Consider the following 21,971-nt stretch of genomic DNA (forward strand, 5'->3'; position numbering starts at 1 on the left):
GCGGCAACCGCGGGTACCGAGCACTCCACGACCCGAACGGCAGACTTCGGCTCGTCGCCTAGGATGTTCTCAGTATTTCCAGCTTAGCGTTGTCTGGCGAACAAATCTTGAGGTGAGGCCTAGAACGGCTCCTATGTCCCCAGCAGGTGCCCGAGCTTTGCGGCTCTGAAGTCGAGCCCGACAGACGCACTTTTGGGCCTCACGCCCCTTTTTGCAGGTAGCGCGTTCAGCCCCGTTGAGGGCGTGTACGTTTTCGGCCGCCGCGTTTTGGGGCGCCCCCCTTCCAGGAGACCAGACGGAGGTGCCCGAACTCCAGTGGTAAGAGCCGCCGTATCGGGGCGATGTCGAGCACCTGCGCCGTTGGAACTGCTGCGGCAATATTTCGGCCTTGACCTTGGACCATGGTCCTGCCCGTAAGAGGCCTCCCCAATAGCGGTGCCTTTGCGGCGCGGCACTCCAGATCGATCCGAGGAGTATGGGGAACAAGCGCGTCGTTCACATCGTCGATGACGAAGAGACAATCCGAAAGGCACTGCGATTCACGTTGCGTACCGCCGGCTTCGCCGTCGAGGCCTACGCTTCGGGGCCGGAGTTTCTGTCGGCCGCGGGTGACGCTAAGAAAGGCTGCGTGATCCTCGACATGCACATGCCGGACATGGACGGCCTTCAGGTCCAGGTGGAGCTGACGCGACGCGGGATTGATATGCCTGTCGTCATGCTCACCGGCAATGGCGATCCCACGCTCGCCGTGCAGGCAATGCAGGCGGGCGCTGCCGACTTTCTCGCCAAACCGGTCGAAAAGGCCGCATTGCTTGGCGCGATCGACCGCGCCTTCAGCTCGCTGGAGAATATAACCGGGCGTGCCGCAGAACAGGCCGACGCGCTGTCGAAAGCCGCGAGACTGACGCAGCGCGAACGGGCCGTTCTTAGAGGGATTGCGCGAGGCTATCCCAATAGCTTTATCGCAGATGAACTCGGTACCACGCCGCGCACGGTCGAGCTGGATCGAGCCAGCCTGATGGTCAAACTGGGAGCCCAAAGTTTGCCCGACTTGCTACGGATCGCGTTTGCTGTGGACCTGAACGGATCGCCTGAGGACGATCGCCATTAGGCTTCACCATCCTGCGACATCGGACGTTATGCGGATCGGCCCGTGGCGAGTTCGGCAATGATCGGACAATCCGGCCGCGCGTCGCCGTGGCAGCGTTCGGCGAGATCGACCAGCGTGTCGCGCAGCGCCGTCAGCGCTGCCGCCTTGCGCTCGAATTCCTCGGCACGGGCCAGCGCAAGCCGCTTCACCTCGCCACTCGCGCGACCCGTATCCGCCCAAAGGCCGAGCAAAGTGCGGATCTCCTCGATCGGAAACCCCAGATCGCGCGCATTGGCGATGAACCGCAGGCGATGAAGATCGCGCTCGTCATAGTCGCGATAGCCCGCACCCCGGCGCGGCGGCGCCGGGATGAGGCCTATCTTCTCATAATGGCGGATCATCCGCTCCGAGACGCCGCTCCGCCGAGACGTCTCGCCGATGTTCACAGCGCCTTCCGGTTGAGTCGCAGCGCGTTGGTGACCACGCTGACCGAGGAGAGCGCCATGGCGGCGGCCGCGATGATCGGCGAGAGCAGGATGCCGAACAGCGGATAGAGCGCGCCCGCCGCCACCGGCACGCCCGCGACATTGTAGATGAAGGCGAAGACGAGGTTCTGGCGGATGTTCGACATGGTCGCCTGGCTGAGCTTACGCGCCCGGACGATGCCGGTGAGGTCGCCCTTGAGCAGGGTCACGCCCGCGCTCTCGATGGCGACGTCGGTGCCCGAGCCCATGGCGATGCCGACATCGGCGGCGGCCAGCGCGGGGGCGTCGTTGACACCGTCGCCGGCCATGGCGACCACCCGCCCCTCGCGCTTGAACTTGGCGACCACGGCGCTTTTCTGATCGGGCAGCACCTCGGCTTCGACCTCGTCGATGCCCAGGCGCCGGGCGACCGCTTCCGCTGTCGTGCGGTTGTCGCCGGTCAGCATGACCACGCGAATACCCTCCGCCTTGAGCGCGGCGAGCGCTTCTGGCGTCGTGGCCTTCACCGGATCGGCGATGGCGAAGGCACCGCCGACGGTGCCGTCGATTCCGATGAAGATTGCGGTGGCGCCATCGCGTCGCAGTGCGTCGGCCTGGCCGGCGAGCGCCTCGGTGGCGACGCCCTCGTCGGCGAGGAACCGCGCATTGCCGAGGACGATGCGCCGCCCTTCGACCGTACCGAGCGCGCCGCGCCCGGTCGGCGAGTCGAAGTCGGTGACGTCGCTCGTGGCGATGGCGCGATCCTTCGCAGCCTCGACGATCGCCAGCGCGAGCGGATGTTCGGAAGCCCGTTCGACCGAGGCGGCAAGCCGCAGCAACTCGGCTTCGTCGAAGCCGGGCGCCGGCACGACCTGGGTGACGGCAGGGCGGCCTTCGGTCAGCGTGCCTGTCTTGTCGACGACGAGCGTGTCGACCTTCTCCATATGCTCGAGCGCTTCGGCATTCTTGATAAGGACGCCGAGTCCGGCGCCGCGGCCGACGCCCACCATGATCGACATCGGCGTGGCGAGACCCAGTGCACAGGGACAGGCGATGATCAGCACGGCGACCGCCGCCACCAGCCCATAGGCGAAGCGCGGCTCGGGGCCCCAGATACCCCAGGCGATAAACGCGACCACCGCAACCGCGATGACCACGGGCACGAACCAGCCCGACACCTGATCGGCCATGCGCTGGATCGGCGCGCGCGAGCGCTGCGCCTCGGCGACCATCTGGACAATCCGCGCAAGCATGGTGTCGCGTCCGACCTTGTCGGCGACGATCACCAGCGCGCCGGTCTGGTTGAGCGTGCCGCCGATCACCGTGTCGGCCTTGGCCTTGGTGACGGGCATGGACTCACCGGTGACCATCGACTCGTCGAGCGAGGAACGGCCGTCCTCGACCACGCCATCGACCGGCACCTTCTCGCCGGGACGCACACGCAGGCGGTCGCCGACCGCAACGAGATCGAGGCTGATTTCCTCTTCACTGCCATCGGAACCGATCCGGCGCGCGGTCTTTGGCGCAAGGTTAAGCAGCGCCTTGATCGCGCCCGAGGTCCGCTCGCGCGCGCGCAGTTCGAGCATCTGGCCGAGCAGCACGAGGACAGTGATCACCGCGGCCGCCTCGAAATAGACGGCAACCATGCCGTCCTCTCCGCGGAAGGCGGGCGGGAACAGCTGGGGCGCGAGCGTCGCGACGACGCTGTAGATCCAGGCGACCCCGGTCCCCATCGCGATCAGGGTGAACATGTTGAGGTTGCGGGTCTTGAGCGAGGCCCAGCCACGCTCGAAGAAGGGCCAGCCCGCCCAGAGCACGACGGGTGTCGCCAGCACGAACTGGATCCATACCGAGATCGACATCGGCACGAGGCGATGGATCGCGGGAAAGAGATGCGCGCCCATCTCGAGGATCAGCACCGGGAGGGCCAGCATCAGGCCGACCCGGAAGCGCCGTGTGAAATCGACCAGCTCATGGCTGGGGCCGCTGTCGGCAGTCACGGTCGCGGGCTCGAGCGCCATGCCGCAGATCGGACAGGATCCGGGATGGTCCTGCCGGATCTCTGGATGCATCGGGCAGGTCCAGATCGTGCCTTCGGGCGCCGCGACCGGCGGCGCTGGCGGGCCGAGATAGCGCTCGGGATCGGCGATGAATTTGGTCCGGCAGCCCGCGCTACAGAAATGATAGCGTTCACCGCCATGCTCGGCTTGATGCGCCGTGGTCGCCGGGTCGACGGTCATGCCGCAGACCGGGTCCTTGACGCCGGTCGCCGCTTTCGCGGCGCTGTGGCCGCCGCAGCAACCGCCGCCATGCGCCGCTCCATGTGTCTCGTTCATCGCCTTGCTCCTTTCGACGCCTGACGATCTAGGGTCTGACACCGTGTCAGGGTCAATACGTAATCGCCTAAGCGGACAAATCGGCGGGCCCGTTCGCCTGGCCGCCATCAGCCAAGGTCATTGGCAACCGTAAGGCCGTGGTCCTGCGCCGGTCGATGCGCCGTAAACAAGTCGATCGCGCCGGTGATGGTCAAAAGCCGAAACGTCTCGGCCACATGCCTGAAGCCGGCCGCCGCGATCAGGCCGGGGAGCACGCCGTCGGCATTGGGCCGGGTATCATCGATGCCATCGAGCCGCTGCACGGTCAGGCGGAAGGCAAGCCGCATGAAACCCTGCTGGCGGCCATAATCGGCGATCACCAGGCGCCCACCCGGGCGCAGCATGGCGAACATGGCGCGCAGGGTTGCCGCCTTCTCCCTGACCGGCATCTGATGCAGCACGAGACTCGACACGACAGCGTCGGCGGTACCCGGGGCCACGTCCCTGGCAAATCCCTGACGCCAGTCGATATCGGCCCGCCGCACAGCGGCCTTGTGCCGCGCGATGTCGAGCGCCTCGGCATCGGGATCGAGACCGATCACCTGCGTCCTGGGCTCGGCTTGCTTAAGCATCAGCGCGAAGCTGCCGGTGCCACAGCCGACGTCGACGACCGTCTCACCGGCTTTGGGCGCCAGGGCGGCGAGCATGGCGGCACGCCACCGCTTCTCCCGCGTCCACAGGCGGATCGCGCGATCATAGTCTTTCGTCGATCCGGTCCCGAGCGGCGGGGTGTAGGATTGCATAGGCTTCTCCCAACGCGAGGCGTCCGAAACGATAAGCTACATCGACATGGGCGGCGATAGTGTCCCCAGCCAGGCGACGAGCCCGAGAATGACGATCGCAAGACCGCCTTCGACGACGAGGCTCGCGCGCAGCAGCGCCTGCGCCCGTGGCGCGTCCTCTTCCTCGATCGCCTGCGCAAGTGCCGGGGTCAGGCGATAACGGTTGAGCGCGGCCAGGCCCAGCATGCCGGCGAACAGCAGCAGCTTGGCGATGAGCAGCAGGCCGTAGGTCGACTGCCCGAGCGAGGCGATGTTGCCCGGACCGACGAGGAACCAGCCGTTCACCGTCCCGGTCAGGATCAGCAGGGCGACGATGATCGTGCCGACGAGGGAGAAGCCCCGCAACGCTTCCTCGGCGAGCGTGACCCGGTCCATGTCTTGAGCGGCGAGATCGTCGGTTGCGAGCCTGGGAAGTACCAGCGCGAGGAATGCGGCAAGCGCGCCGACCCAGGCGCCGGCGGCGAGCAGATGGATGAGATCGGCCCCCAGTTGCAGCCAGCCCGCCTCGCCTTCGCCAGCCGCGCCATGCCCGCTCCAGGCGAGGGTCGCGAGTGCGACCGCGCCTGCCAGAGTGGAGGCGATGAAGGCAGGACGGGATTGCCGGCGATAGAAGGGGATGGAGAGCAGAAGAACGAGGAGCGCGACGAGGCGCGCCTTCAGCGCCGTTCCCATGGACGTGCCGTTGAACAGCTCTGCGACCATGGAAAGATCAGGCTGGGTGAGCGGCAGCCCGGTCATGGCCGCTGCCTGCAACGCGAACCCCAGCGCCGACAGCAGGAGGGCGAGACAGGCGAGACCGGCCACCATTGCTACCATCGGCAGATGCCGCTGTACCATCCGGCCGCCGCCGGGCGCATAGAGCGCGAACAGCGGCAGGCCGAACAACAGGCCGAGATCGACGTAGAGCGCCCAGCGGACGGCGACGAGTGCCACGTCGTTCATGGCGTCACTTGACGGTAAAGGCGAGATTGCCCTGGATGCGGTGCGTGTCGGTCGAGACGACGTGCCAGGCGACCTGATAGCTGCCCGCCATGAGCGGCTTGGCGAGCGTCAGCACGAGCGTCTTGTCGCCTTCGACGGACGTCTTGAAGCCGGTTACCGCCATGCGGTGGTTGGGCATGCCGGGCATGCCGGTCATCACGATCTCGGCGCCCGACAGCTTCGGCATCAGACCTTCACTGAAGGTGAGCGTGATACGCGACGGCGCCGGGACGCTGGCGTTGGCGGCGGGCGTCGAGGACACGAGCTTGGGATGGGCGTAGGCCGGAGCAGAAACACTCAGGCCGACGGCGGCGATGGCTGCGAGCGGCGAAAAGAAGCGCATTTGGACATTCTCCTGTCAGTGACATGAGAGAATACGCAGCCGCGACCTGCACCCCTCGCAATTTTCTTTTTGTTCCCGGACAAGGGTTAGAAGACCACCCTGCGTATTGAGAAGAGAAGACGGAGAAACATCATGGACCACCTCGACGACATGCTCAGCCGGTTGCGGGAAGCCCCCCTCGATCCCCGGCTTGCCGGGCTGGACAGCCGCGTCATGGCCGAGATCGCCCGGCTCCAGGCCATGCCGCGCCTGAGCGCCACGACCTTCGGTGTCGCAGCCGCGGTCGCGCTCTTCATCGGCATCGCCGGTTCCGCGGTGCCAGTGCGTTCGGCAGATGCTGCGGCATCGCCCTTCGACGCGCGGCTCGCGCTCGCTCCTTCGACGCTGCTGAGCGCGCAATGATGCGCGATCGCCGCGGCCTTCTCCTTCTCGTGCTGCTGACGTTTGTTGCGGCAGTAGCGGGGGTCGTGATCGGCCGGCTCTATGTCGTGCCGGCGCCCCCTGTCGAGAATGAGCTGCACGACCTGCTCCATCGCGATCTCAAGCTGGATAGCGCGCAACATGCACGGCTCGAGGCTATCGAAGCCCGCTACGCCATCCGCCGACAGGCCCTGGAAGCGGAACTGCGCGCCGACAATGCATGGCTCGCGCAGGCCATCAGGTCGGAACATGGCTATGGGCCTCAGGTCTCCGCCGCCGTCGACCGGTCACACCAGGCGATGGGCGCGCTGCAGAAGGAAACGCTCGAGCATATCTTCGCGATGCGTGCGGTGCTCCGCCCCGACCAGACGGTGAAGTTCGACGACGCCGTCGTGAAAGCGCTGACGGCCGAGAAAAAATGACGCTCCACCTCCCCGACTGCTCGGACGGGGAGCTTGCGGCTCTGGCGCTGGGGGGCCGGCAAGCGGCCTATGGCGAGCTGGTCCGCCGGCATCAGGGCTGGGTACACCGTCTCGTGCGCAGCCATGTCGGTAGCCCCGACGAGGCGCTCGACGTCACTCAGGCGAGCTTCGTGGCCGCCTTTTCCGCGCTCAGCCGCTATGATGGGACGCGGCCCTTCCCGGTCTGGATGTCGCGGATCGTCATCAACAAATGCCACGACTGGCGCCGTCGCCGTGCGGTCCGCAATTTCTTTTCCTTCGCCCTTCCTCTGGGCGAAGCCGAACATATCGTCGACGACGCCCCCTCGGCCGACCGCGCCCTGGATGCCGAACAGCAACTCGCCGAGGCGATGACGGCGATCGCCGCCCTGCCCGCCTCGCTCAAGGACACGCTCATCCTGCGGACGATCGACGAGAAATCGGAAGCCGAAACCGCCGAGATCCTCGGCATCTCCCAGAAGGCCGTCGAGACCCGCCTCTACCGCGCCCGGGCGCGCCTCGCGGAAAGTTTGAAGAAAGTTTGAGGGGCAGGCGGGTGGGCTGCGTATTTCCAATAGGTCCGCCCTCTTTCCGCAAGCTGAGACAAACCGAATGATTTCTGCCCTCGACCGCCGCCAGTTCCTTCGCGGCGCGGCCCTCGCCGGTGGTGGCGCCGCATTATCAGCCTGGCTGCCTGCCTGGGCGCAGACCATCTCGCCGGGGATGCGACCGACGCTACCGACCGTGTCGGGCGAAGACATCACGCTGACCATCGCCCGGCAGTCGATGAGCATCGACGGGCGCCAGTTCCGCGCAATCGGTCTCAACGGCACGGTCCCCGCCCCGCTGATCCGGCTGCGCGAAGGCCAGCGCGTGCGGCTCAACGTCGTCAATCAACTCGAGGAGGACAGCTCGATCCACTGGCACGGGCTGATCCTGCCGGCCAATATGGACGGCGTGCCGGGCGTGTCTTTTCCGGGCATCAAGCCGGGATCGAACTACCTCTACCAGTTCCCCGTCGTGCAAAGCGGCACCTACTGGTATCACAGCCATTCAGGCCTGCAGGAACAGGAAGGCCATTACGGCCCGATCATCATCGATCCCGCCGGTGCCGATCCGGTCGCCTATGACCGCGAGCATGTCATCGTGCTCGCCGATCACAGCGCGCTCTCGCCGCAGGCGATCTTCCGGCGCCTCAAGGTCAACCCCGGCCATTTCAATTTCCAGCGCCAGACCCTGGCCGGGCTCCTGTCGGGCAAGGATCAGCCGCTCAAGGACCGGCTCGACTGGGGCCAGATGCGGATGGACCCGGCCGACATCTCCGATGTGACCGGATCCACCTACACCTATCTCGTCAACGGCCATGGTCCGATGGACAACTGGACCGCGCTCTTCACCCCGGGCGAACGGGTGCGGCTGCGGGTCATCAATGCGTCGGCGATGACCACCTTCAACGTCCGCATCCCCGGCCTGCCGCTGACCATCGTCCAGGCCGACGGGCAGAATGTGGTGCCGGTCACCGTCGACGAGTTCCAGATTGGTGTTGCCGAGACCTACGACGTCGTTGTCAGCCCAGGCGATGACAAGGCCTACACCCTTGTCGGCGAGGCGATCGACCGCTCGGGCATGGCGCGTGCCACGCTCGCGCCGCGCGCCGGCATGGCCGGCGAGGTTCCCCCCTTACGCAAACGGCCGCTCGCCGACATGAAGGACATGGGCATGGACATGTCCTCGATGCCGGGCATGGAAGGCATGGACATGTCGGGCGGCGCTATGCGGGGCGTCGATCCGACGGCCGAGAAGAACGCGTCCGCGCGCCTCGCGACCGGCGCGGCGGCAGCGATGGCGACCATGGACAATAGCGCCATGGCAGGCATGGATCATTCGGGGATGGATCATTCCGCGATGAGCGGGATGGACCACGGCGCGATGGGCGCAGATGGCCAGATGGCGGGCATGGACCATGGCGGGCACGCGATGGGGTCGATGAAGATGCGCGACTTCTCGAACGCGCCGCAGGTGAAGCGCGACCCGAGCGTCCAGACCATCTCGCCGATGCCCGTCGACCGCACCGGCGAGCCCGGCCAGGGCCTCGCCGACGTCGGCCACAAGGTGCTTGTCTACAGGGACCTGATGGCGCTCGATCGCAATCCGGACGTGCGCGCGCCGAGCCGCAGCATCGACATTCACCTCACCGGCAACATGGAGCGGTTCATGTGGTCGTTCGACGGCGAAAAAATGTCGGACCATCACGAGCCGATCTCCTTCATCGAAGGCGAGCGGGTGCGCGTCAATCTCATCAACGACACGATGATGGGGCATCCGATCCATATTCACGGGCATTTTTTCGAGCTGGTGACGGGGCATGGCGATCATGCGCCACGCAAGCATACGGTAATCGTCCAGCCCGGCGGCAAGGTGACCTGGGACTTCACCGCCGACGCGGTCGGCGACTGGGCCTTCCACTGTCATCTCCTCTACCACATGCATGCCGGGATGATGCGGGTCGTGAGCGTCCGTCCGAAGGGAGACGCGTAATGACCCGCATCCTCACGCCGCTGGTGAGCGCGATCGCCCTTTTCGCTGCCGCGCCCGCCTTTGCCCAGGATCATTCAATGCACGGCATGCCCGGCATGGCGCCGCCGGGCGAGGTGCCGCCGGCGCAGGAGAAGAAGAAGGACAAGGCCGCCGCCAGGCCGCGCGCTCAGACACCAGCGCCAGACGCCACCTCGGCGATGGACCATTCGCAGCACCAGGCCAGTCCTGCGCCGCAGGGAGATGCGGCCGGTCAGCCGCAACCCGCGTCTCCCGCGATGCCGGACATGCCGGGCATGGACCACTCCCAGCATCAGGACGGCGCGATGCCGGACATGCCCGGGATGGACCATTCGCAGCATGGCCAGACCGCCATGCCCGGCATGCAAATGACCGGCACGGCGCTTCCGGCCGGCAATGCGCCCCCGCCGCCTCCCCCCAGCGACCACTTCGCCGATCGTGATTTTCCCGGCGCCGAGATGGCGCGCTCACGCGACATCATGATGAAGGACAGCGGCGGCAACAATTTCGGGCAGGTGCTGCTCAACCTGTTCGAGTATCAGGCGCATAGCGGCCGCGATGGCTATCGCTGGGATGGCGAAGGCTTTTACGGCGGCGACATCAACCGCCTCTGGCTCAAGAGCGAGGGCGAAGGCGAGTTCGGCCGCGGCATCGACAGCGCCGAGGTGCAGGTGCTCTACAGCCGGGCCATCGACCCCTATTTCAATCTTCAGGGCGGTATCCGCCAGGACTTCGGCCGCGGGCCCGACCGCACCTACGCGACGATCGGCGTCGAGGGCCTGGCTCCTGGCATGTTCGAGGTCGAAGGCGCGCTGTTCCTCTCGACCAAGGGCGATGTTCTGGGCCGGGTCGAGGGCTATTACGACCAGCGCATCACCCAGCGCCTGATCTTGCAGCCGCGCGCCGAGGTCAATTTCGCCGCGCAGGATATTCCGGAGAACGACATCGGTTCGGGGCTGGTCAACATAGAGCTCGGCGCGCGCCTGCGCTACGAATTCAGCCGCCAGTTCGCACCTTACATCGGCGTTTCCTATCTGCGCAAAGCCGGAGACACGGCGCGGCTGTCGAGGCTTGCGGGCGAGGACGTCCATGCCACCAGCTTCGTCGCCGGCGTTCGCTTCTGGTTTTAGCATCAGGACGGCTGATGGCGGGGGCGAACAAGAGAGCGGGGCGTTACACTCATACCCAGGTCGGCCGGCGCCGAGCGAAGGAGATACGCCATGGACCATTCGTCCCACATGAACACCCGGAAGATGGGTGCCTATTGGAGCCTTGCCGTTCAGACCGTCATCAGCGGCGTCATCATGTATCTGGTGATGTTCGTCATGATCGACGGGCTCGACAGCTTCTACAACAACCTCAACATGCTCTACATGACGCTGATGATGGTCGCACCGATGGTGGTGCTGATGATCCTCGCCATGCGACACATGTTCGTGTCGAAGGCCGCCAACATCGCGCTGATCGCCGCGTCGCTGGTCGCCTTCTTCGGCAGCTTTGCACTCATCCGCACCCAGACCACGATCGGCGACACGGCCTTTCTGCGCTCGATGATCCCGCATCATTCCGGGGCGATCCTGATGTGCCAGGAAGCAAAGCTCAGCGATCCGGAAGTCATCCGGCTTTGCGAAGCGATCAAGCGCTCGCAGCGGCAGGAAATCGACGAGATGAAGGCCATACTCGCGCGGCGCTGAGTGGCACGGTCGGGCTACGCCCGGATACGTGCGCCCGGCCAGGTATGTGAGCCGGCCGATGGTCGACACGAGGCGCGGGGCGGACGAGATTGCCAGGGAGGTGGTGCGGCTTGCGCCGTTGTTCCTGCGACAGGCTGGCGGCCATGTCCTGACGCTGCTCGATCCTGCCGGGATCGTGCTGAGCTATAATGAAGAAGGCGAGCGTGCCGAATGCTGGCCCCTCGATCGCGTCCTGGGACAGCCCCATGACCTGTTCTACCCGCCCGACGAGATTGCGGCCGGCCGCCCGTGCGCAGACCTGGCGGCCGCCCTTCACGAAGGCACGCTGGAGCGCGAAGCGTGGCGGGTCTGCGAGAACGGAGCGGAGTATCTCGCGCGCCTGACGATCAGCGCCCTGTTCGAAGGCGACGCACATCGAGGCTTTGCCTGCATCAGTCGCGATGTCACCGACGAGGCGGCGGTCCGGGCGTCAATCGAGACCCGCGAGCAGCATCTCCAGTCGATCCTGGCGACCGTCCCCGATGCGATGATCATCATCGACGAGACCGGCGACATCACGTCGTTCAGCGCGGCCGCCCAACGCCTGTTCGGCTATTCGGAAACCGAGCTCGTCGGCCGCAACGTCTCCTGCCTGATGCCCCAGCCCGATCGCGACCGGCATGACGAATATATCGCGCATTATCTCCAGACCGGCGAGCGCCGGATCATCGGCCTCGGCCGCGTCGTGGTCGGCCAGCGCCGCGACGGCTCGACCTTCCCGATGCAGCTGTCGGTTGGCGAGGCCGGTGAAGACGGGCAGCGGTTGTTCACCGGCTTCATCCGGGATCTCACCGCCAAGGAGCAGGATGAGCTCAGGCTCAAGGAACTGCAGGCAGAGCTTGTCCATGTCTCCCGGCTGAGCGCGATGGGCACGATGGCCTCGACCCTCGCGCATGAGCTCAACCAGCCGCTTGCCGCGGTCGCGCTCTATCTCGAGACGATCCGCGACATGCTCGACGAGCGGGACGACGAACCCTTCGTGTCGCTACGGTCGGTGATGGATGATGCGGCACAGGAAACGCTGCGGGCCGGCCATATCGTCCGGCGCCTGCGCGATTTCGTCGCCCGCGGCGAGGTCGACAAGAGCCTCCACGATCTGCCGCAGGTTGTCGCCGAGGCGAGCGAGCTCGCGCTGGTCGGTGCACGCGAGCGCGGCATCCGCAGCTTCTTCGCGGTCGATCCCGCCGCGACGCCGGTTCTCGTCGACAGGGTGCAGATCCAGCAGGTGCTGGTCAACCTGATGCGCAACGCCATCGAGGCGATGGCGGCGTGTCCTGTTCGCGACCTCAAGGTAGCGACCAGGTTGCGCCCTGACGGGCAGATCGAGGTGACCGTGGAGGATACCGGCCCCGGCATCGCCGACGAGGTCCGGGAGCAGCTCTTCACGGCGTTCAAGTCGACAAAGGCCGACGGCATGGGCCTCGGCCTTTCGATCTGCCGGACCATCATCGAAGCGCATGGGGGCCGTATCTGGATGGAGCGCCCCGACCGCGGCGGCGCGCGCTTTCATTTTACCTTGATCCATGCGCGGGCGGAGGAGGAACATGGGGGATAGACGCGTCATCCATCTGGTCGACGACGAGGAGAGCATCCGCAAGGCGGCGAGCTTTGCGCTCAAGACCGCGGGCTACGACGTCGTGACCTATGCCTCGGGCGTGGAGTTTCTCAAGGAGGCGAAGTCGGCGGCCGTCGGCTGCATCATCCTCGACGTGCGCATGCCCGAGATGGACGGTCTCGAGATTCAGGCCGCCATGGCAGCACGCGGGGTCAATATGCCGGTCATCGTCCTGACCGGCCATGGCGACGTGTCGGTTGCGGTGCAGGCCATGAAAGGCGGCGCGGTCGACTTTCTCGAGAAGCCCTTCGAGAAAGCCGCCCTGCTCGGCGCCGTCAGCCGCGCGTTCGCGCGTCTCGACGATGTCGACCTTCGCACTCTGGAAACCTCTGAAGCCGGCGTGCGGGTCGCTGCACTGACGCCCCGGGAGCGTGAAGTGCTGGAAGGGCTGGCGAACGGCCTGCCCAATAAGACGATCGCCTATGACCTGGGCTGTTCATCGCGAACGGTCGAGGTCCATCGCGCGAGCCTGATGGCCAAGCTCGAGGTCCGCAATTTGTCCGAAGCCCTGCGGATCGCCTTTGCCGCGGGCATGGGCCGCAAGCCGAAGTGACTGCGACCTCTACGTAGCGACGGGACGAGGCGCGATATGCGATCGATGGTGCAATCGTCACACGGGTGTCCGCTTCTCGCAATGCCATCGGTCCGTTCCACTCAGCATGATGGCAGATACACCATCCTCGTCTCCGACGACGATCCCGGCGTGCGGCGTGGCCTCCAGCTGCTGCTGAGATCGCGCGGCTATGCCGTGTGGGGATATACGACCGGCCACGCGCTGTTGGCCGACCCCCGCGCGAAGGAGGCAGACTGCGTCATCCTCGACTATCGCATGCCCGACATCGACGGATTCGCGATGCTGCGTCACCTTCGCGAGATCGGATGGTCGGGACGCGCGATCATGATCTCAGGCTTTCATGACACGCTGCTGGCCTCGCGGGCCGCTGAGGCGGGCTTCGATCATGTTCTCGCAAAGCCGCTGATCGGCAGGGCTTTGCTCGAAGCGTTGGACCGGCACCGCATCGAGACGCTTCGAAAGCATTGAATTGTGGCGGCCGGCCCCCGGCAGCCTCAGCCCGGCGCGATGTGGAAAGCCGATCTGCGCCGTCAAAGCCAGTGGCTACGTTTGAACCGGATGTAGAGCCCAATGCAGACCGCAGCGATGACGCCGAGGATGACGAAATATCCCCATTGCGTCTTCAGTTCGGGCATATTCTCGAAATTCATGCCGTAGATTCCGGCAATCGCGGTAGGCACCGCGAGGATCGCAGCCCGGGCGGCAAGCTAACGGGTGATCGCACCTTGGCGCTGCTGTTCGAGCAGGTGACTCGCCTCGAACACCGAGATCAGGATGTCGCGGATGCCGGTGATGGCGCTCTCAACCCTGAGCATGTGATCGTCGAGCTTCGAAATCTGGTGGCCGTTGTCGGCACCTTCCATGGCAAGCGGGTGAAGGCCGTAATTCCCGGCGATGTCGGCAAGTTCTGTTTCGCTGGGCTGGGACATTTTGATCCACACGAAGTCATCCTTGCCGACGTGCTCGCACGCCGGATCGATCAGGGTCGCCGGCCGTAGCCGTTTGCCATTGTGACAAAGAACGGCGGCGGCGACCGGAAGCCGTGTGCCTCGCCTATTGAGACGCGCGCACAAACACTCGTCATTCTTCAAGCCCAATCGCAGGAAGAAGAAGGCGGCGCGCAGCAATTCGAGCGAGAGCTTATAGAAAATGCGGCGGAGCGTTGGGTTTCGCAGAAGGCCGCTCCCGTTCATGACGCGCGTGGCTGGGCGGCGCGCTGCCACATCAAGGGCACGCAGACTGCGAAGGTCTGCGCACCCTTGATTGGCGACCGCGAGGGTTTTCCTCTCTTGCGATGGTACCAAGCGATTGCCCGTGTGGCGCCTCTGCAATCGTGTCGGATGACTATACCTAAGTATCGGATAACGGCGCTGACGACAGGGTTGCCGGGCCCCGGTGAGGCGCGTCGCACCGCGCGGAGACGAAAGCTGGAAGACGGAAAAGCTCAACTGTCGAAAGCGACCGAGCGCGCGAGCGCTTCCTGGGACTGCAGAAAGGCGAGCCGCGATTGCAGCGCCGCCTGGACAACGCCGAAAGCGTCACCCCCCAGAGTCACGCGCAGCGGCGGATGGTCGCTGGTTGCGACATCAACGATCGCTTGCGCGATCTTTTGCGGGTCGAGCGTGTAGAGCTCGTTTCCGGCGGTCTCGAACATCTTGCGGATATGGCCGGCGGGCGTATCGCGATACGCGGCGATCTCGCTGGCGAATTGCAGATTGTGGCTGAAGCTGGTGCGCGCCCCGCCCGGCTCGATCAGTGTCACGAACAGGTTGAAGGGTTCAAGCTCCTGGCGGAGGCATTCGCTGAAGCCCTCCAGGCCCCATTTGGCCACATGATAGAGACTGCTCGTCGGAAGCGAGCCCTGACCACTAGCGCTGGAGATCTGGATGATCCGGCCGCTCCCGCGCAGCCGCATGGCGGGGACAAAGGCGCGGGTGATGTGGATGGGCGCCATGAGATTGAGCGCGATCTGGCCTTCGACCTCGGCGTCCGACATCTCTTCGGTGGCGCCGATCACGCCGCCGCCGGCGTTGTTGACCAGAATATCGACGGGTCGACGCGCCTGCGCCCGGGCCACGACCGCAGCAATATCGTCCTTGACCGTGACGTCGAGCGCTTCGACGCGCAGCTGGCTCGGATATTTCGCCGCGAGATCATCGAGGCTTTCGGGCTTGCGGGCCGTCGCGGTAAGGTCGTCGCCAGCGGCCAGGATCAGTTCGGCCAGATGGCGGCCGATGCCGCTGGACGCGCCCGTGAGAAACCAGTGATTGGACATATGTTACTCCATATATTACCAACTGGTAGGTAACTTGAAACCTGGAATGCGTCAATGCTTGGAGGTGTGATGAAGCAACGAACCCGGCGGAATGCCGCACAGAGCCGCGAGACGCTCCTGGCTGCAGCGACCGAGGAGTTCGCGTCCCATGGGCTGGCGGGCGCGCGGATCGACCGGATTGCGCAGGCGGCGGGTATCAGCAAGCCGATGCTCTACACCTATTTCGGGGACAAGGAGGCGCTCTTCGATGCCGCGCTGACGCAGGAAGTGATGGACGCGGCGCAGGCCGATCGCTTCGATCCAAATGATCTTGAGGGTTATGCGGGGCGCACCTATGACTTGCTGGTCGAACGCCCGCGCCTGTGGAGGCTGCTGACCTGGCATCATTTGGAGCGTGGCCAGGATGTTCTGATGCTCCCGGCCGGCGAGGTCCTTCTCGGGGAGAAGCTGGACGGGATCGCAGCGGCGCAGGCCGAGGGGCGGATCGTCGCCGACTTCACGCCCCTGGATGTCGTCCGGCTTGTCGCCGCCCTCACCCAGCTCTGGTGCATGACCGGAGCTGCACGCGACGCTGCCGAGCACGCGGCGCGCCGGGCGACGATCATGCGGGCGGTGGGGCGACTGCTGCGCGTGTGATCGTGCGAGGCGCGAGCTGCACGCCCGCGCGCCGACCGGGACACAGCAAGCATTTTTCGCAACCTGCCGTACTGCCCAGCGGCAAAATCAGGGCGGCTCATGCACAAGCCGGCCCGTCGGCTCCGCGGATGCGATCGACGTTCGAGGACTGCGCCGCCACTGCCGAACCGGATTGGATCATCGCCAAGTGACCCAGTGGCTGCGCGACGATCTCAGGTCGCCGGACTCGTCGCACGACGTTTCGTCAGGAGTCGTTTCATCTGCCTCAAAAGGCGAACCTGCGGCTCAATCCGGAAGAAGGCGCGACACATCCAGGAAACGAGGATCAAATGCGGTCCGCATCGGTATTACTTTCCCTGGCGCGTGCAAGCTCAGCAAAGGACTAATGTTCCCGGAGCATCTCTAGCGCTATACCTAGGTATATCACGCCGACACCAATAACATGTGATCATGCCGCTTCGCATTCTTGCCGGCCAAATGTCCCGATCATCAAATCGAAGCGTGCGAGGCTGTATTACGATATGATATTCTATCTCCTATCTCAGCAGCTTTGCAAATGAGCGCTCGCAAAAATATCTCTTCAGTCATGAGGGTTCGACGTCTGGCGTGCGTATTACAGCTATATCTATATCTAAATTTCACGAGAATAAGGTATTGGAAAAACAGGAAAAATACTGTTGACCTGTATATACAACTGATGTTGTCTGTGGCTGTTCTAAAACGTCAGGGGGATTGCACATGACCATCAGGATGGCCCTGCTCGGCAGCGCCGCCATCGTCGCGGGCTACGCCGCGCCGGCTCTCGCTCAGGCCGATCCGACACCGCAGCCAAAAGCACAAGTCCTGGGGGATGACAGCGACATCGTCGTTACCGGCTCACGAATCCGTCGGCAGGATCTGGCCGGGGTTGGACCGGCCACCGTGGTCACCGCCGAGCAGATCCAAAATACCGGCATCGTCAATATCGAAACCGCCTTGCAGCGTTTGCCGGCCAATGCCGGCTTCGCGGGCAACCAGACATCGGCCTACTGGACCAACAACGGTTATGGCACTGCTCAGGTCAATCTGCGCGGCCTCGGCATCAAGCGCACACTCGTGCTCCTCAACGGCCGACGCCTCGTCGCGGGCGGCACCGGCGCCAATTCCTCACCCGATCTCAACATGATCCCGGTCGTGGCGCTGGCACGCACCGATGTCCTCAAGGATGGCGCGTCCGCTATCTACGGGGCCGATGCCATGGCCGGCGTGGTCAACCTTGTCACGCGCACCGATTATGAAGGCCTGGGTCTCAGCGTCCGACAAGGCATTACCGAGCGCGGCGACGGCTCCGATCTCACCGCGGACCTACTTTGGGGCATTCGCAACGATCGTGGCGGGTTCATGGCAGCAGTCACCTACCAGAAGACCAGCGCCGTCAACATGGCCTCGCGTGCGCCCTGCTCGCTCGCTGAAACGACGCCGGGCTCGCTGAGCTGCGTCAACAGCGCCTCGACGATCGGCGGACGCGCGGTGCTGCCCAACGGCCAACAGATCAACTTCAACCAGGTACCCGGAGGGAACGGGAACTTCTACGAGCCTTACAGTCCCGCCAAGCACAACTTCAACTCGAACCCGTTTCTCAATGCGGTCAGCCCAGTCGAGCGCGTCAGCACGGCCTTCTTCGCGGACTATGCGCTGACCGACGGTATCCAGGCGTTCGGCGAGTTCCTCTATACGTTCCGCAAGTCGAATCAGATCGCGACACCCGGCACGCTGCGCAATCTCTCGATACCAGCCAGCAATCCGACCAATCCGACCGGCCAGAACCTGGTCCTGGCCCAGCGCCGCCTCGCCGAACCCGGCGCGCGCCACTTCTTCCAGGAGACCGATACCTGGCAAGGCACCTTCGGGCTGCGCGGCAAGCTGGCGAACGACTGGGCCTGGGAAGTCGCGGGCAGCTTCGGGCGTAACACGGCCGTCGACGGCTCGACCAACATCGCCAATCTCGAGCGCGTCGCGAACACGCTCGACAGGAGCAAATGCTCCAGCACGGCGGGCGCGGCCATCCCCTGCGGTGACTATCTTGGGTTCGGAGACCTGACACCTCAGGTTCTGGATTATATTCTGTTCACCTCGCGCGATCGCGGAGGCAACGAACTCGGCACGGTCACGGCTGACCTCAACGGCGATCTCTTCTCCCTTCCAGCCGGCGCGGTGTCCTTCGCCACCGGCGTGGTCTATCGGCGCGAAAAAGGCTGGCGCGATCCCGACCCGTTGACGGTGCTCGGCGTGGCGAACGTCAATCAGCAGGATCCTATTTCGGGCTCGAGCACCGCCAAGGAAGCCTATCTCGAGCTATCGGTGCCGGTGCTTGCCAACACAGCTTTCGCCAAGGCGCTCACGCTCGATGGCGCAGTCCGCTACTCAGACTATAATCTCTTCGGGAGCGACTGGAATTACAAGCTCAGTGCCGACTGGGTAGTCAATGACAGCATCCGTCTGCGCGGCACTTATGGGACGGGCTTTCGCATTCCCAACGTGCCGGAGCTTTTCGGCGGCGTCTCGGAAGGCAATCTGACCACGACCGATCCCTGCTCGCGCTACACCTCCAGCGGCAACGTGACCTTGATCGCCAATTGTCAGGCGTCCGGTGTGCCGGCCAACTATACGCAGCTCGGCACCACGATCCTCACCACAGTGGGCGGTAACCAGAGCCTTCGGCCCGAAAGCTCCACGACCTGGACCGTTGGTACGGTGATATCGCCGCGCGGCATCATCCCAGGGTTGTCGCTGACGGCAGACTGGTTCGACATCAAGATCAAGGACGCGATCCGGGCCATTCCCGGCTCGACCAAGCTCGCAGTCTGCTATGCGAGCCAGAACCTGTCGCACCCGTTCTGCAGCGACTTTACGCGCAGCGCGCTGACCGGCGAGGTCACTTACCTCTCCGCCCAGCCCATCAACACCGGCCGCGAGGAGATGAATGGTCTCGATCTGGGTCTGGTGTACAGTGGTGCGGTGGGCGAGGTGAAGATCTCCTTGGATCTCAACATGACCTATCTCAACAAATATGTCGTAAACCCCTTCCCCGGCGGCGCGCCGATCTATTTCGACGGGTTTATCGGGGGCGGCAATGGCGGCTATCCGAAATGGCGTGGTTATGGCGTGCTGACGGCGGAAAAGGACGGCATCAGCGCGACCTGGTCGACACAATGGATCGGCAAGGCGACCGACTTCAACGCATCGGCCGGCGACATCGGCTACCGCACGCCGAACGTCTTCTACCACAATCTTCAGCTTGCCTTCGCGATCGACGAGAAGACACGTTTCCAGATCGGGGCCGATAATCTGTTCGACCGCAAGGCGCCCTATATCCAGAGCTTCACCGATGCCAACACCGACACGATGACCTATGATCTGCTCGGACGGCGCTTCTACGCCGGCTTCCGAACCGCGTTCTGAAGGGCAGCACATGGCAATTCGCTGGCCTTTGGTCATCCGCCGGACGCACAAGTGGCTGGCCCTGATCGTCGGCGTCCAGGTTCTGCTCTGGACGCTGACCGGCTTCTATATGGTGGCCGTCCATATCGACATCATCCATGGCGACGATCTGGTCCGCCCACCGGTCGTCGCCCCCATCGACCTTGCGAGCTTCGTCCCGCCGGCGCGGATTGTTCAATCGGCTCCCGACGCGTCCGAGATCCGCCTGCAACGGTTCATGGATCAGCCCGTCTGGCGCGCGCAAACCTCGGGTGGTCCAAGACTCTTCGATGCAGGTTCGGGACAGCCCATCCCCGATTTGAGCGAGGCACAAATCCGCGCCGCCGCTCGGCGCATCTACAGCGGCACCGGGGACATCGTCGCAGCCCGGCTGCTGACGACGGCGCCACTGGAAATGCAGGCGCGCAAGCCTCCCTATTGGCAGGTCGAATTCGATGCCTGGAACCGGCCAACCCTGTATCTCTCTCCGCAGACCGGTGAGCTGATCTCGCGCCGCCATGCGCTGTGGCGCGTGTTCGATTTCGCGTGGATGCTGCACATCATGGACTATGACGATCGCTCCGACGTCAACAATCCGCTGCTGCGCGTGGCGACCTGGAGTGCCCTTGCCATGGCGCTGGCCGGGGCTTGGCTGCTGCTTTGGTCGTTCCCGCGGCGCAGGAAGAAGAAGGCATGAAGAAAATCCGGTTCACCCCGCTCTTTTTTCGGCGCATCCACAAATGGGTCGGCCTGATCCTGGGCGTGCAGTTTCTCCTTTGGGCTCTGAGCGGCTCGATGATGGCCTTGCTCGATCAGGAGAAGGTCGGCGGACACAGTGCGCAGGCCAGCCATCAGCACGCCCTACCTGCCGGTGACTATATTGCGCCGGCAAAGCTCGCTCTTGATGGTCCCGTGCTCGGCATCGCCTTGCGGTCCCTTGCCACACGCCCCGTCTACGAGCTTCGATCCACCACGGGCACGCGGCTAATCGACGCGACGAGCGGCGCCCCGGTTCGGGTCGACGAGCAGGTCGCGCGCGACGTCGCGACGATGGTGAATGAAGCACCGATCCGCAAGGCAACGTTGCTCGCCGAACCGAATGTGGAAGCGCGCGAGCACGAAGGCACCATGTGGCGACTGGATTTCGCGGACGCAGAGAACAGCAGCGCCTACATCTCCGCCGACACCGGCCGATTCCTGGTCATGCGCGGCGACACATGGCGCACCTGGGATTTCTTCTGGATGCTCCACAATATGGACTATGTGAACCGCACCAGCTTCAATCACCCGCTGATCGTCTTCGTTGCGTTCGGTACTTTGTGGCTGTCGGGGACGGGCTTCTACCTGCTGTTTAAGAGCTTCAGTCGCGCCGACGTGCGATGGTTGCGGCGCAGGCGCAAATCGGCCGTCAAGTTGGGCGCGGGCTGATCGCTAGGTCCCAACAGAAAAAGCCGCCGATAGCTCGAACCGATTGCCCGGGTGCGTGAGCCAAGCGTGCGATACGAGACGTCCGCGACTCCAGGTTCTGCGCGTCATCATTAGCACTGGTTCTCCTTCAGCGAGGCCCAGCATTGTTCGCATGGCTGTATCCGGCATCGCCGCGCACACCCGGTGCTCTACTCGCTCGAGCGGGGCAACACGTGTCAGATATTCATTCGGCGTCGAGGCGCTGAAATCCCTCTCTCCGTAGCGTGGCGCAGCAGATGCCAGCACAAAGCGCTCCTCGACCTGAATTGGGAATTCGGTCTCGTGATGGACGATAAGCGAATGGAAGAGGCGCGTGCCCAAGCCGACTTCCAGCAGAGCTGCCCTTTCCGCATCAGCCCGTATCTCGATATTATAAATGACGCGCGCGCGATAGGCGTGGCCCCTGCCGCGCACCTCCTCCGCGATGTTGCGGATCTCGATCAGCTGCCCGATCGGCCGGGGCTCGGCGACAAAGCTGCCCCGCCCCGCCCGCCGTACCACGACACCGGCCGATTGCAGTTCCCGCAACGCCCGGTTTGCGGTCATGCGCGAGACTTTGAACGTCTCGACGAGCTCGGCCTCTGACGGCGTCTGGTCGCCGGGCTTCAGGCGACCTTCCCGGATGTCCTCGAAAATGCTGTCTTTGATCGCCACATAGCGAGGTTGCTTCTCCGCACCGGCAGCGTCGACCGCGGGTTCGCCCACAGAAGCAGCTTTCGTCCGGGGAGCGGATGCGCGGCTATGGGGGCGAGCGGGAGCAT

Annotated in this window: 21 protein-coding genes and 1 pseudogene; 14 read left to right on the forward strand and 8 right to left on the reverse strand. The window is 64.5% G+C overall.

Annotated elements, in window-relative coordinates:
• Positions 1–475 precede the first annotated feature (475 nt).
• Positions 476–1,111: a response regulator transcription factor gene (locus tag A8V01_RS08715; protein ID WP_021235673.1), complete on the forward strand. Its 636-nt coding sequence runs from the start codon at positions 476–478 to the stop codon at positions 1,109–1,111.
• 26 nt (positions 1,112–1,137) lie between these two features.
• Here the strand turns inward: A8V01_RS08715 and cueR are convergent, their stop codons facing one another.
• The 5 genes from cueR to copC form a co-directional block, all read right to left on the reverse strand.
• Positions 1,138–1,536 carry a Cu(I)-responsive transcriptional regulator gene (gene cueR / locus A8V01_RS08720; RefSeq protein ID WP_020820526.1) on the reverse strand — a complete coding sequence of 133 codons (399 nt, stop codon included), beginning with the start codon at positions 1,534–1,536 and terminating at the stop codon, positions 1,138–1,140.
• Entirely contained in the window at positions 1,533–3,890 is a 2,358-nt protein-coding gene (locus tag A8V01_RS08725; protein ID WP_103095539.1) for a heavy metal translocating P-type ATPase, read from the reverse strand. Before A8V01_RS08725 ends, cueR begins: the two co-directional genes overlap by 4 nt.
• 107 nt (positions 3,891–3,997) lie before the next feature.
• On the reverse strand, positions 3,998–4,672 hold the full coding sequence (locus tag A8V01_RS08730; RefSeq protein WP_017501308.1) for a class I SAM-dependent methyltransferase: 675 nt from the start codon (positions 4,670–4,672) through the stop codon (positions 3,998–4,000).
• A 36-nt stretch (positions 4,673–4,708) separates the two neighbouring features.
• A complete protein-coding gene (gene copD / locus A8V01_RS08735) occupies positions 4,709–5,653 on the reverse strand; it encodes a copper homeostasis membrane protein CopD (protein ID WP_007406374.1) in 945 nt (314 codons plus the stop codon).
• A gap of 4 nt (positions 5,654–5,657) precedes the next feature.
• Positions 5,658–6,035, reverse strand: a complete 378-nt coding sequence (gene copC / locus A8V01_RS08740) for a copper homeostasis periplasmic binding protein CopC (protein ID WP_007406420.1) — start codon at positions 6,033–6,035, stop codon at positions 5,658–5,660.
• 132 nt (positions 6,036–6,167) lie between these two features.
• Here copC and A8V01_RS08745 point away from each other — a divergent pair, with 132 nt between their 5' ends.
• The 9 genes from A8V01_RS08745 (at position 6,168) to A8V01_RS08785 (ending at position 13,841) form a co-directional block, all read left to right on the forward strand.
• Positions 6,168–6,437, forward strand: coding sequence for a hypothetical protein (locus A8V01_RS08745; protein ID WP_037447996.1), 270 nt, complete (start codon positions 6,168–6,170; stop codon positions 6,435–6,437).
• Positions 6,437–6,877 (forward strand): periplasmic heavy metal sensor, encoded by a 441-nt coding sequence (locus A8V01_RS08750; protein WP_026109207.1) that lies wholly within the window; start codon positions 6,437–6,439, stop codon positions 6,875–6,877. The genes A8V01_RS08745 and A8V01_RS08750 overlap by 1 nt, the downstream gene beginning before the upstream one ends.
• Positions 6,874–7,440 (forward strand): RNA polymerase sigma factor, encoded by a 567-nt coding sequence (locus A8V01_RS08755; RefSeq protein ID WP_017501305.1) that lies wholly within the window; start codon positions 6,874–6,876, stop codon positions 7,438–7,440. Before A8V01_RS08750 ends, A8V01_RS08755 begins: the two co-directional genes overlap by 4 nt.
• Before the next feature lie 67 nt (positions 7,441–7,507).
• The gene (locus A8V01_RS08760; protein WP_017501304.1) at positions 7,508–9,433 is read left to right on the forward strand and encodes a copper resistance system multicopper oxidase; all 1,926 of its coding nucleotides are present in this window, start codon (positions 7,508–7,510) and stop codon (positions 9,431–9,433) included.
• Entirely contained in the window at positions 9,433–10,581 is a 1,149-nt protein-coding gene (locus A8V01_RS08765; protein WP_103095540.1) for a copper resistance protein B, read from the forward strand. The genes A8V01_RS08760 and A8V01_RS08765 overlap by 1 nt, the downstream gene beginning before the upstream one ends.
• Positions 10,582–10,671: 90 nt before the next feature.
• The gene (locus A8V01_RS08770; RefSeq protein ID WP_015449253.1) at positions 10,672–11,145 is read left to right on the forward strand and encodes a DUF305 domain-containing protein; all 474 of its coding nucleotides are present in this window, start codon (positions 10,672–10,674) and stop codon (positions 11,143–11,145) included.
• Positions 11,146–11,203: 58 nt separating this feature from the next.
• On the forward strand, positions 11,204–12,739 hold the full coding sequence (locus A8V01_RS08775; protein ID WP_103095541.1) for a PAS domain-containing sensor histidine kinase: 1,536 nt from the start codon (positions 11,204–11,206) through the stop codon (positions 12,737–12,739).
• A complete protein-coding gene (locus tag A8V01_RS08780) occupies positions 12,729–13,352 on the forward strand; it encodes a response regulator transcription factor (protein ID WP_103095542.1) in 624 nt (207 codons plus the stop codon). The genes A8V01_RS08775 and A8V01_RS08780 overlap by 11 nt, the downstream gene beginning before the upstream one ends.
• 81 nt (positions 13,353–13,433) lie before the next feature.
• Complete coding sequence (locus A8V01_RS08785; RefSeq protein WP_016743851.1) at positions 13,434–13,841, forward strand: response regulator; 408 nt, start codon at positions 13,434–13,436, stop codon at positions 13,839–13,841.
• 62 nt (positions 13,842–13,903) lie between these two features.
• Here the strand turns inward: A8V01_RS08785 and A8V01_RS29755 are convergent.
• A pseudogene (locus A8V01_RS29755) lies at positions 13,904–14,206 on the reverse strand (CorA family divalent cation transporter); the annotation flags it as partial.
• 611 nt (positions 14,207–14,817) lie between these two features.
• Entirely contained in the window at positions 14,818–15,648 is an 831-nt protein-coding gene (locus A8V01_RS08795) for an SDR family oxidoreductase (RefSeq protein WP_037479754.1), read from the reverse strand.
• A gap of 69 nt (positions 15,649–15,717) precedes the next feature.
• On the opposite strand from A8V01_RS08795, the gene A8V01_RS08800 reads away from it, so the two are divergent.
• The 4 genes from A8V01_RS08800 (at position 15,718) to A8V01_RS08815 (ending at position 21,171) form a co-directional block, all read left to right on the forward strand.
• Complete coding sequence (locus A8V01_RS08800) at positions 15,718–16,284, forward strand: TetR/AcrR family transcriptional regulator (protein ID WP_015449258.1); 567 nt, start codon at positions 15,718–15,720, stop codon at positions 16,282–16,284.
• 738 nt (positions 16,285–17,022) lie between these two features.
• Entirely contained in the window at positions 17,023–19,725 is a 2,703-nt protein-coding gene (locus A8V01_RS08805; RefSeq protein WP_015449259.1) for a TonB-dependent receptor domain-containing protein, read from the forward strand.
• A gap of 10 nt (positions 19,726–19,735) precedes the next feature.
• Positions 19,736–20,440 (forward strand): PepSY domain-containing protein, encoded by a 705-nt coding sequence (locus A8V01_RS08810; protein ID WP_015449260.1) that lies wholly within the window; start codon positions 19,736–19,738, stop codon positions 20,438–20,440.
• Positions 20,437–21,171, forward strand: coding sequence for a PepSY domain-containing protein (locus tag A8V01_RS08815; RefSeq protein WP_004213137.1), 735 nt, complete (start codon positions 20,437–20,439; stop codon positions 21,169–21,171). Before A8V01_RS08810 ends, A8V01_RS08815 begins: the two co-directional genes overlap by 4 nt.
• Before the next feature lie 3 nt (positions 21,172–21,174).
• On the opposite strand, the gene hutC is transcribed toward A8V01_RS08815, so the two are convergent.
• Positions 21,175–21,864 carry a histidine utilization transcriptional repressor HutC gene (gene hutC / locus A8V01_RS08820; protein ID WP_230588639.1) on the reverse strand — a complete coding sequence of 230 codons (690 nt, stop codon included), beginning with the start codon at positions 21,862–21,864 and terminating at the stop codon, positions 21,175–21,177.
• Positions 21,865–21,971: the final 107 nt, after the last annotated feature.

The organism is Novosphingobium guangzhouense (assembly GCF_002896965.1).
In the GTDB taxonomy this organism is placed as follows: domain Bacteria; phylum Pseudomonadota; class Alphaproteobacteria; order Sphingomonadales; family Sphingomonadaceae; genus Novosphingobium; species Novosphingobium guangzhouense.

Excerpts from the sequence above, each read along its gene's own strand:
- A8V01_RS08760 (WP_017501304.1), top strand. The coding sequence starts at position 7,508 with ATGATTTCTGCCCTCGACCGCCGCCAGTTCCTTCGCGGCGCGGCCCTC.
- A8V01_RS08770 (WP_015449253.1), top strand. The coding sequence starts at position 10,672 with ATGGACCATTCGTCCCACATGAACACCCGGAAGATGGGTGCCTATTGG.
- A8V01_RS08815 (WP_004213137.1), top strand. The coding sequence starts at position 20,437 with ATGAAGAAAATCCGGTTCACCCCGCTCTTTTTTCGGCGCATCCACAAA.
- A8V01_RS08775 (WP_103095541.1), top strand. The coding sequence starts at position 11,204 with ATGGTCGACACGAGGCGCGGGGCGGACGAGATTGCCAGGGAGGTGGTG.
- A8V01_RS08765 (WP_103095540.1), top strand. The coding sequence starts at position 9,433 with ATGACCCGCATCCTCACGCCGCTGGTGAGCGCGATCGCCCTTTTCGCT.
- A8V01_RS08785 (WP_016743851.1), top strand. The coding sequence starts at position 13,434 with ATGCCATCGGTCCGTTCCACTCAGCATGATGGCAGATACACCATCCTC.
- A8V01_RS08750 (WP_026109207.1), top strand. The coding sequence starts at position 6,437 with ATGCGCGATCGCCGCGGCCTTCTCCTTCTCGTGCTGCTGACGTTTGTT.
- A8V01_RS08810 (WP_015449260.1), top strand. The coding sequence starts at position 19,736 with ATGGCAATTCGCTGGCCTTTGGTCATCCGCCGGACGCACAAGTGGCTG.
- A8V01_RS08800 (WP_015449258.1), top strand. The coding sequence starts at position 15,718 with ATGAAGCAACGAACCCGGCGGAATGCCGCACAGAGCCGCGAGACGCTC.
- A8V01_RS08725 (WP_103095539.1), bottom strand. The coding sequence starts at position 3,890 with ATGAACGAGACACATGGAGCGGCGCATGGCGGCGGTTGCTGCGGCGGC.
- A8V01_RS08780 (WP_103095542.1), top strand. The coding sequence starts at position 12,729 with ATGGGGGATAGACGCGTCATCCATCTGGTCGACGACGAGGAGAGCATC.
- copD (WP_007406374.1), bottom strand. The coding sequence starts at position 5,653 with ATGAACGACGTGGCACTCGTCGCCGTCCGCTGGGCGCTCTACGTCGAT.
- copC (WP_007406420.1), bottom strand. The coding sequence starts at position 6,035 with ATGCGCTTCTTTTCGCCGCTCGCAGCCATCGCCGCCGTCGGCCTGAGT.
- A8V01_RS08745 (WP_037447996.1), top strand. The coding sequence starts at position 6,168 with ATGGACCACCTCGACGACATGCTCAGCCGGTTGCGGGAAGCCCCCCTC.
- A8V01_RS08795 (WP_037479754.1), bottom strand. The coding sequence starts at position 15,648 with ATGTCCAATCACTGGTTTCTCACGGGCGCGTCCAGCGGCATCGGCCGC.
- A8V01_RS08730 (WP_017501308.1), bottom strand. The coding sequence starts at position 4,672 with ATGCAATCCTACACCCCGCCGCTCGGGACCGGATCGACGAAAGACTAT.
- A8V01_RS08755 (WP_017501305.1), top strand. The coding sequence starts at position 6,874 with ATGACGCTCCACCTCCCCGACTGCTCGGACGGGGAGCTTGCGGCTCTG.
- A8V01_RS08715 (WP_021235673.1), top strand. The coding sequence starts at position 476 with ATGGGGAACAAGCGCGTCGTTCACATCGTCGATGACGAAGAGACAATC.
- A8V01_RS08805 (WP_015449259.1), top strand. The coding sequence starts at position 17,023 with ATGACCATCAGGATGGCCCTGCTCGGCAGCGCCGCCATCGTCGCGGGC.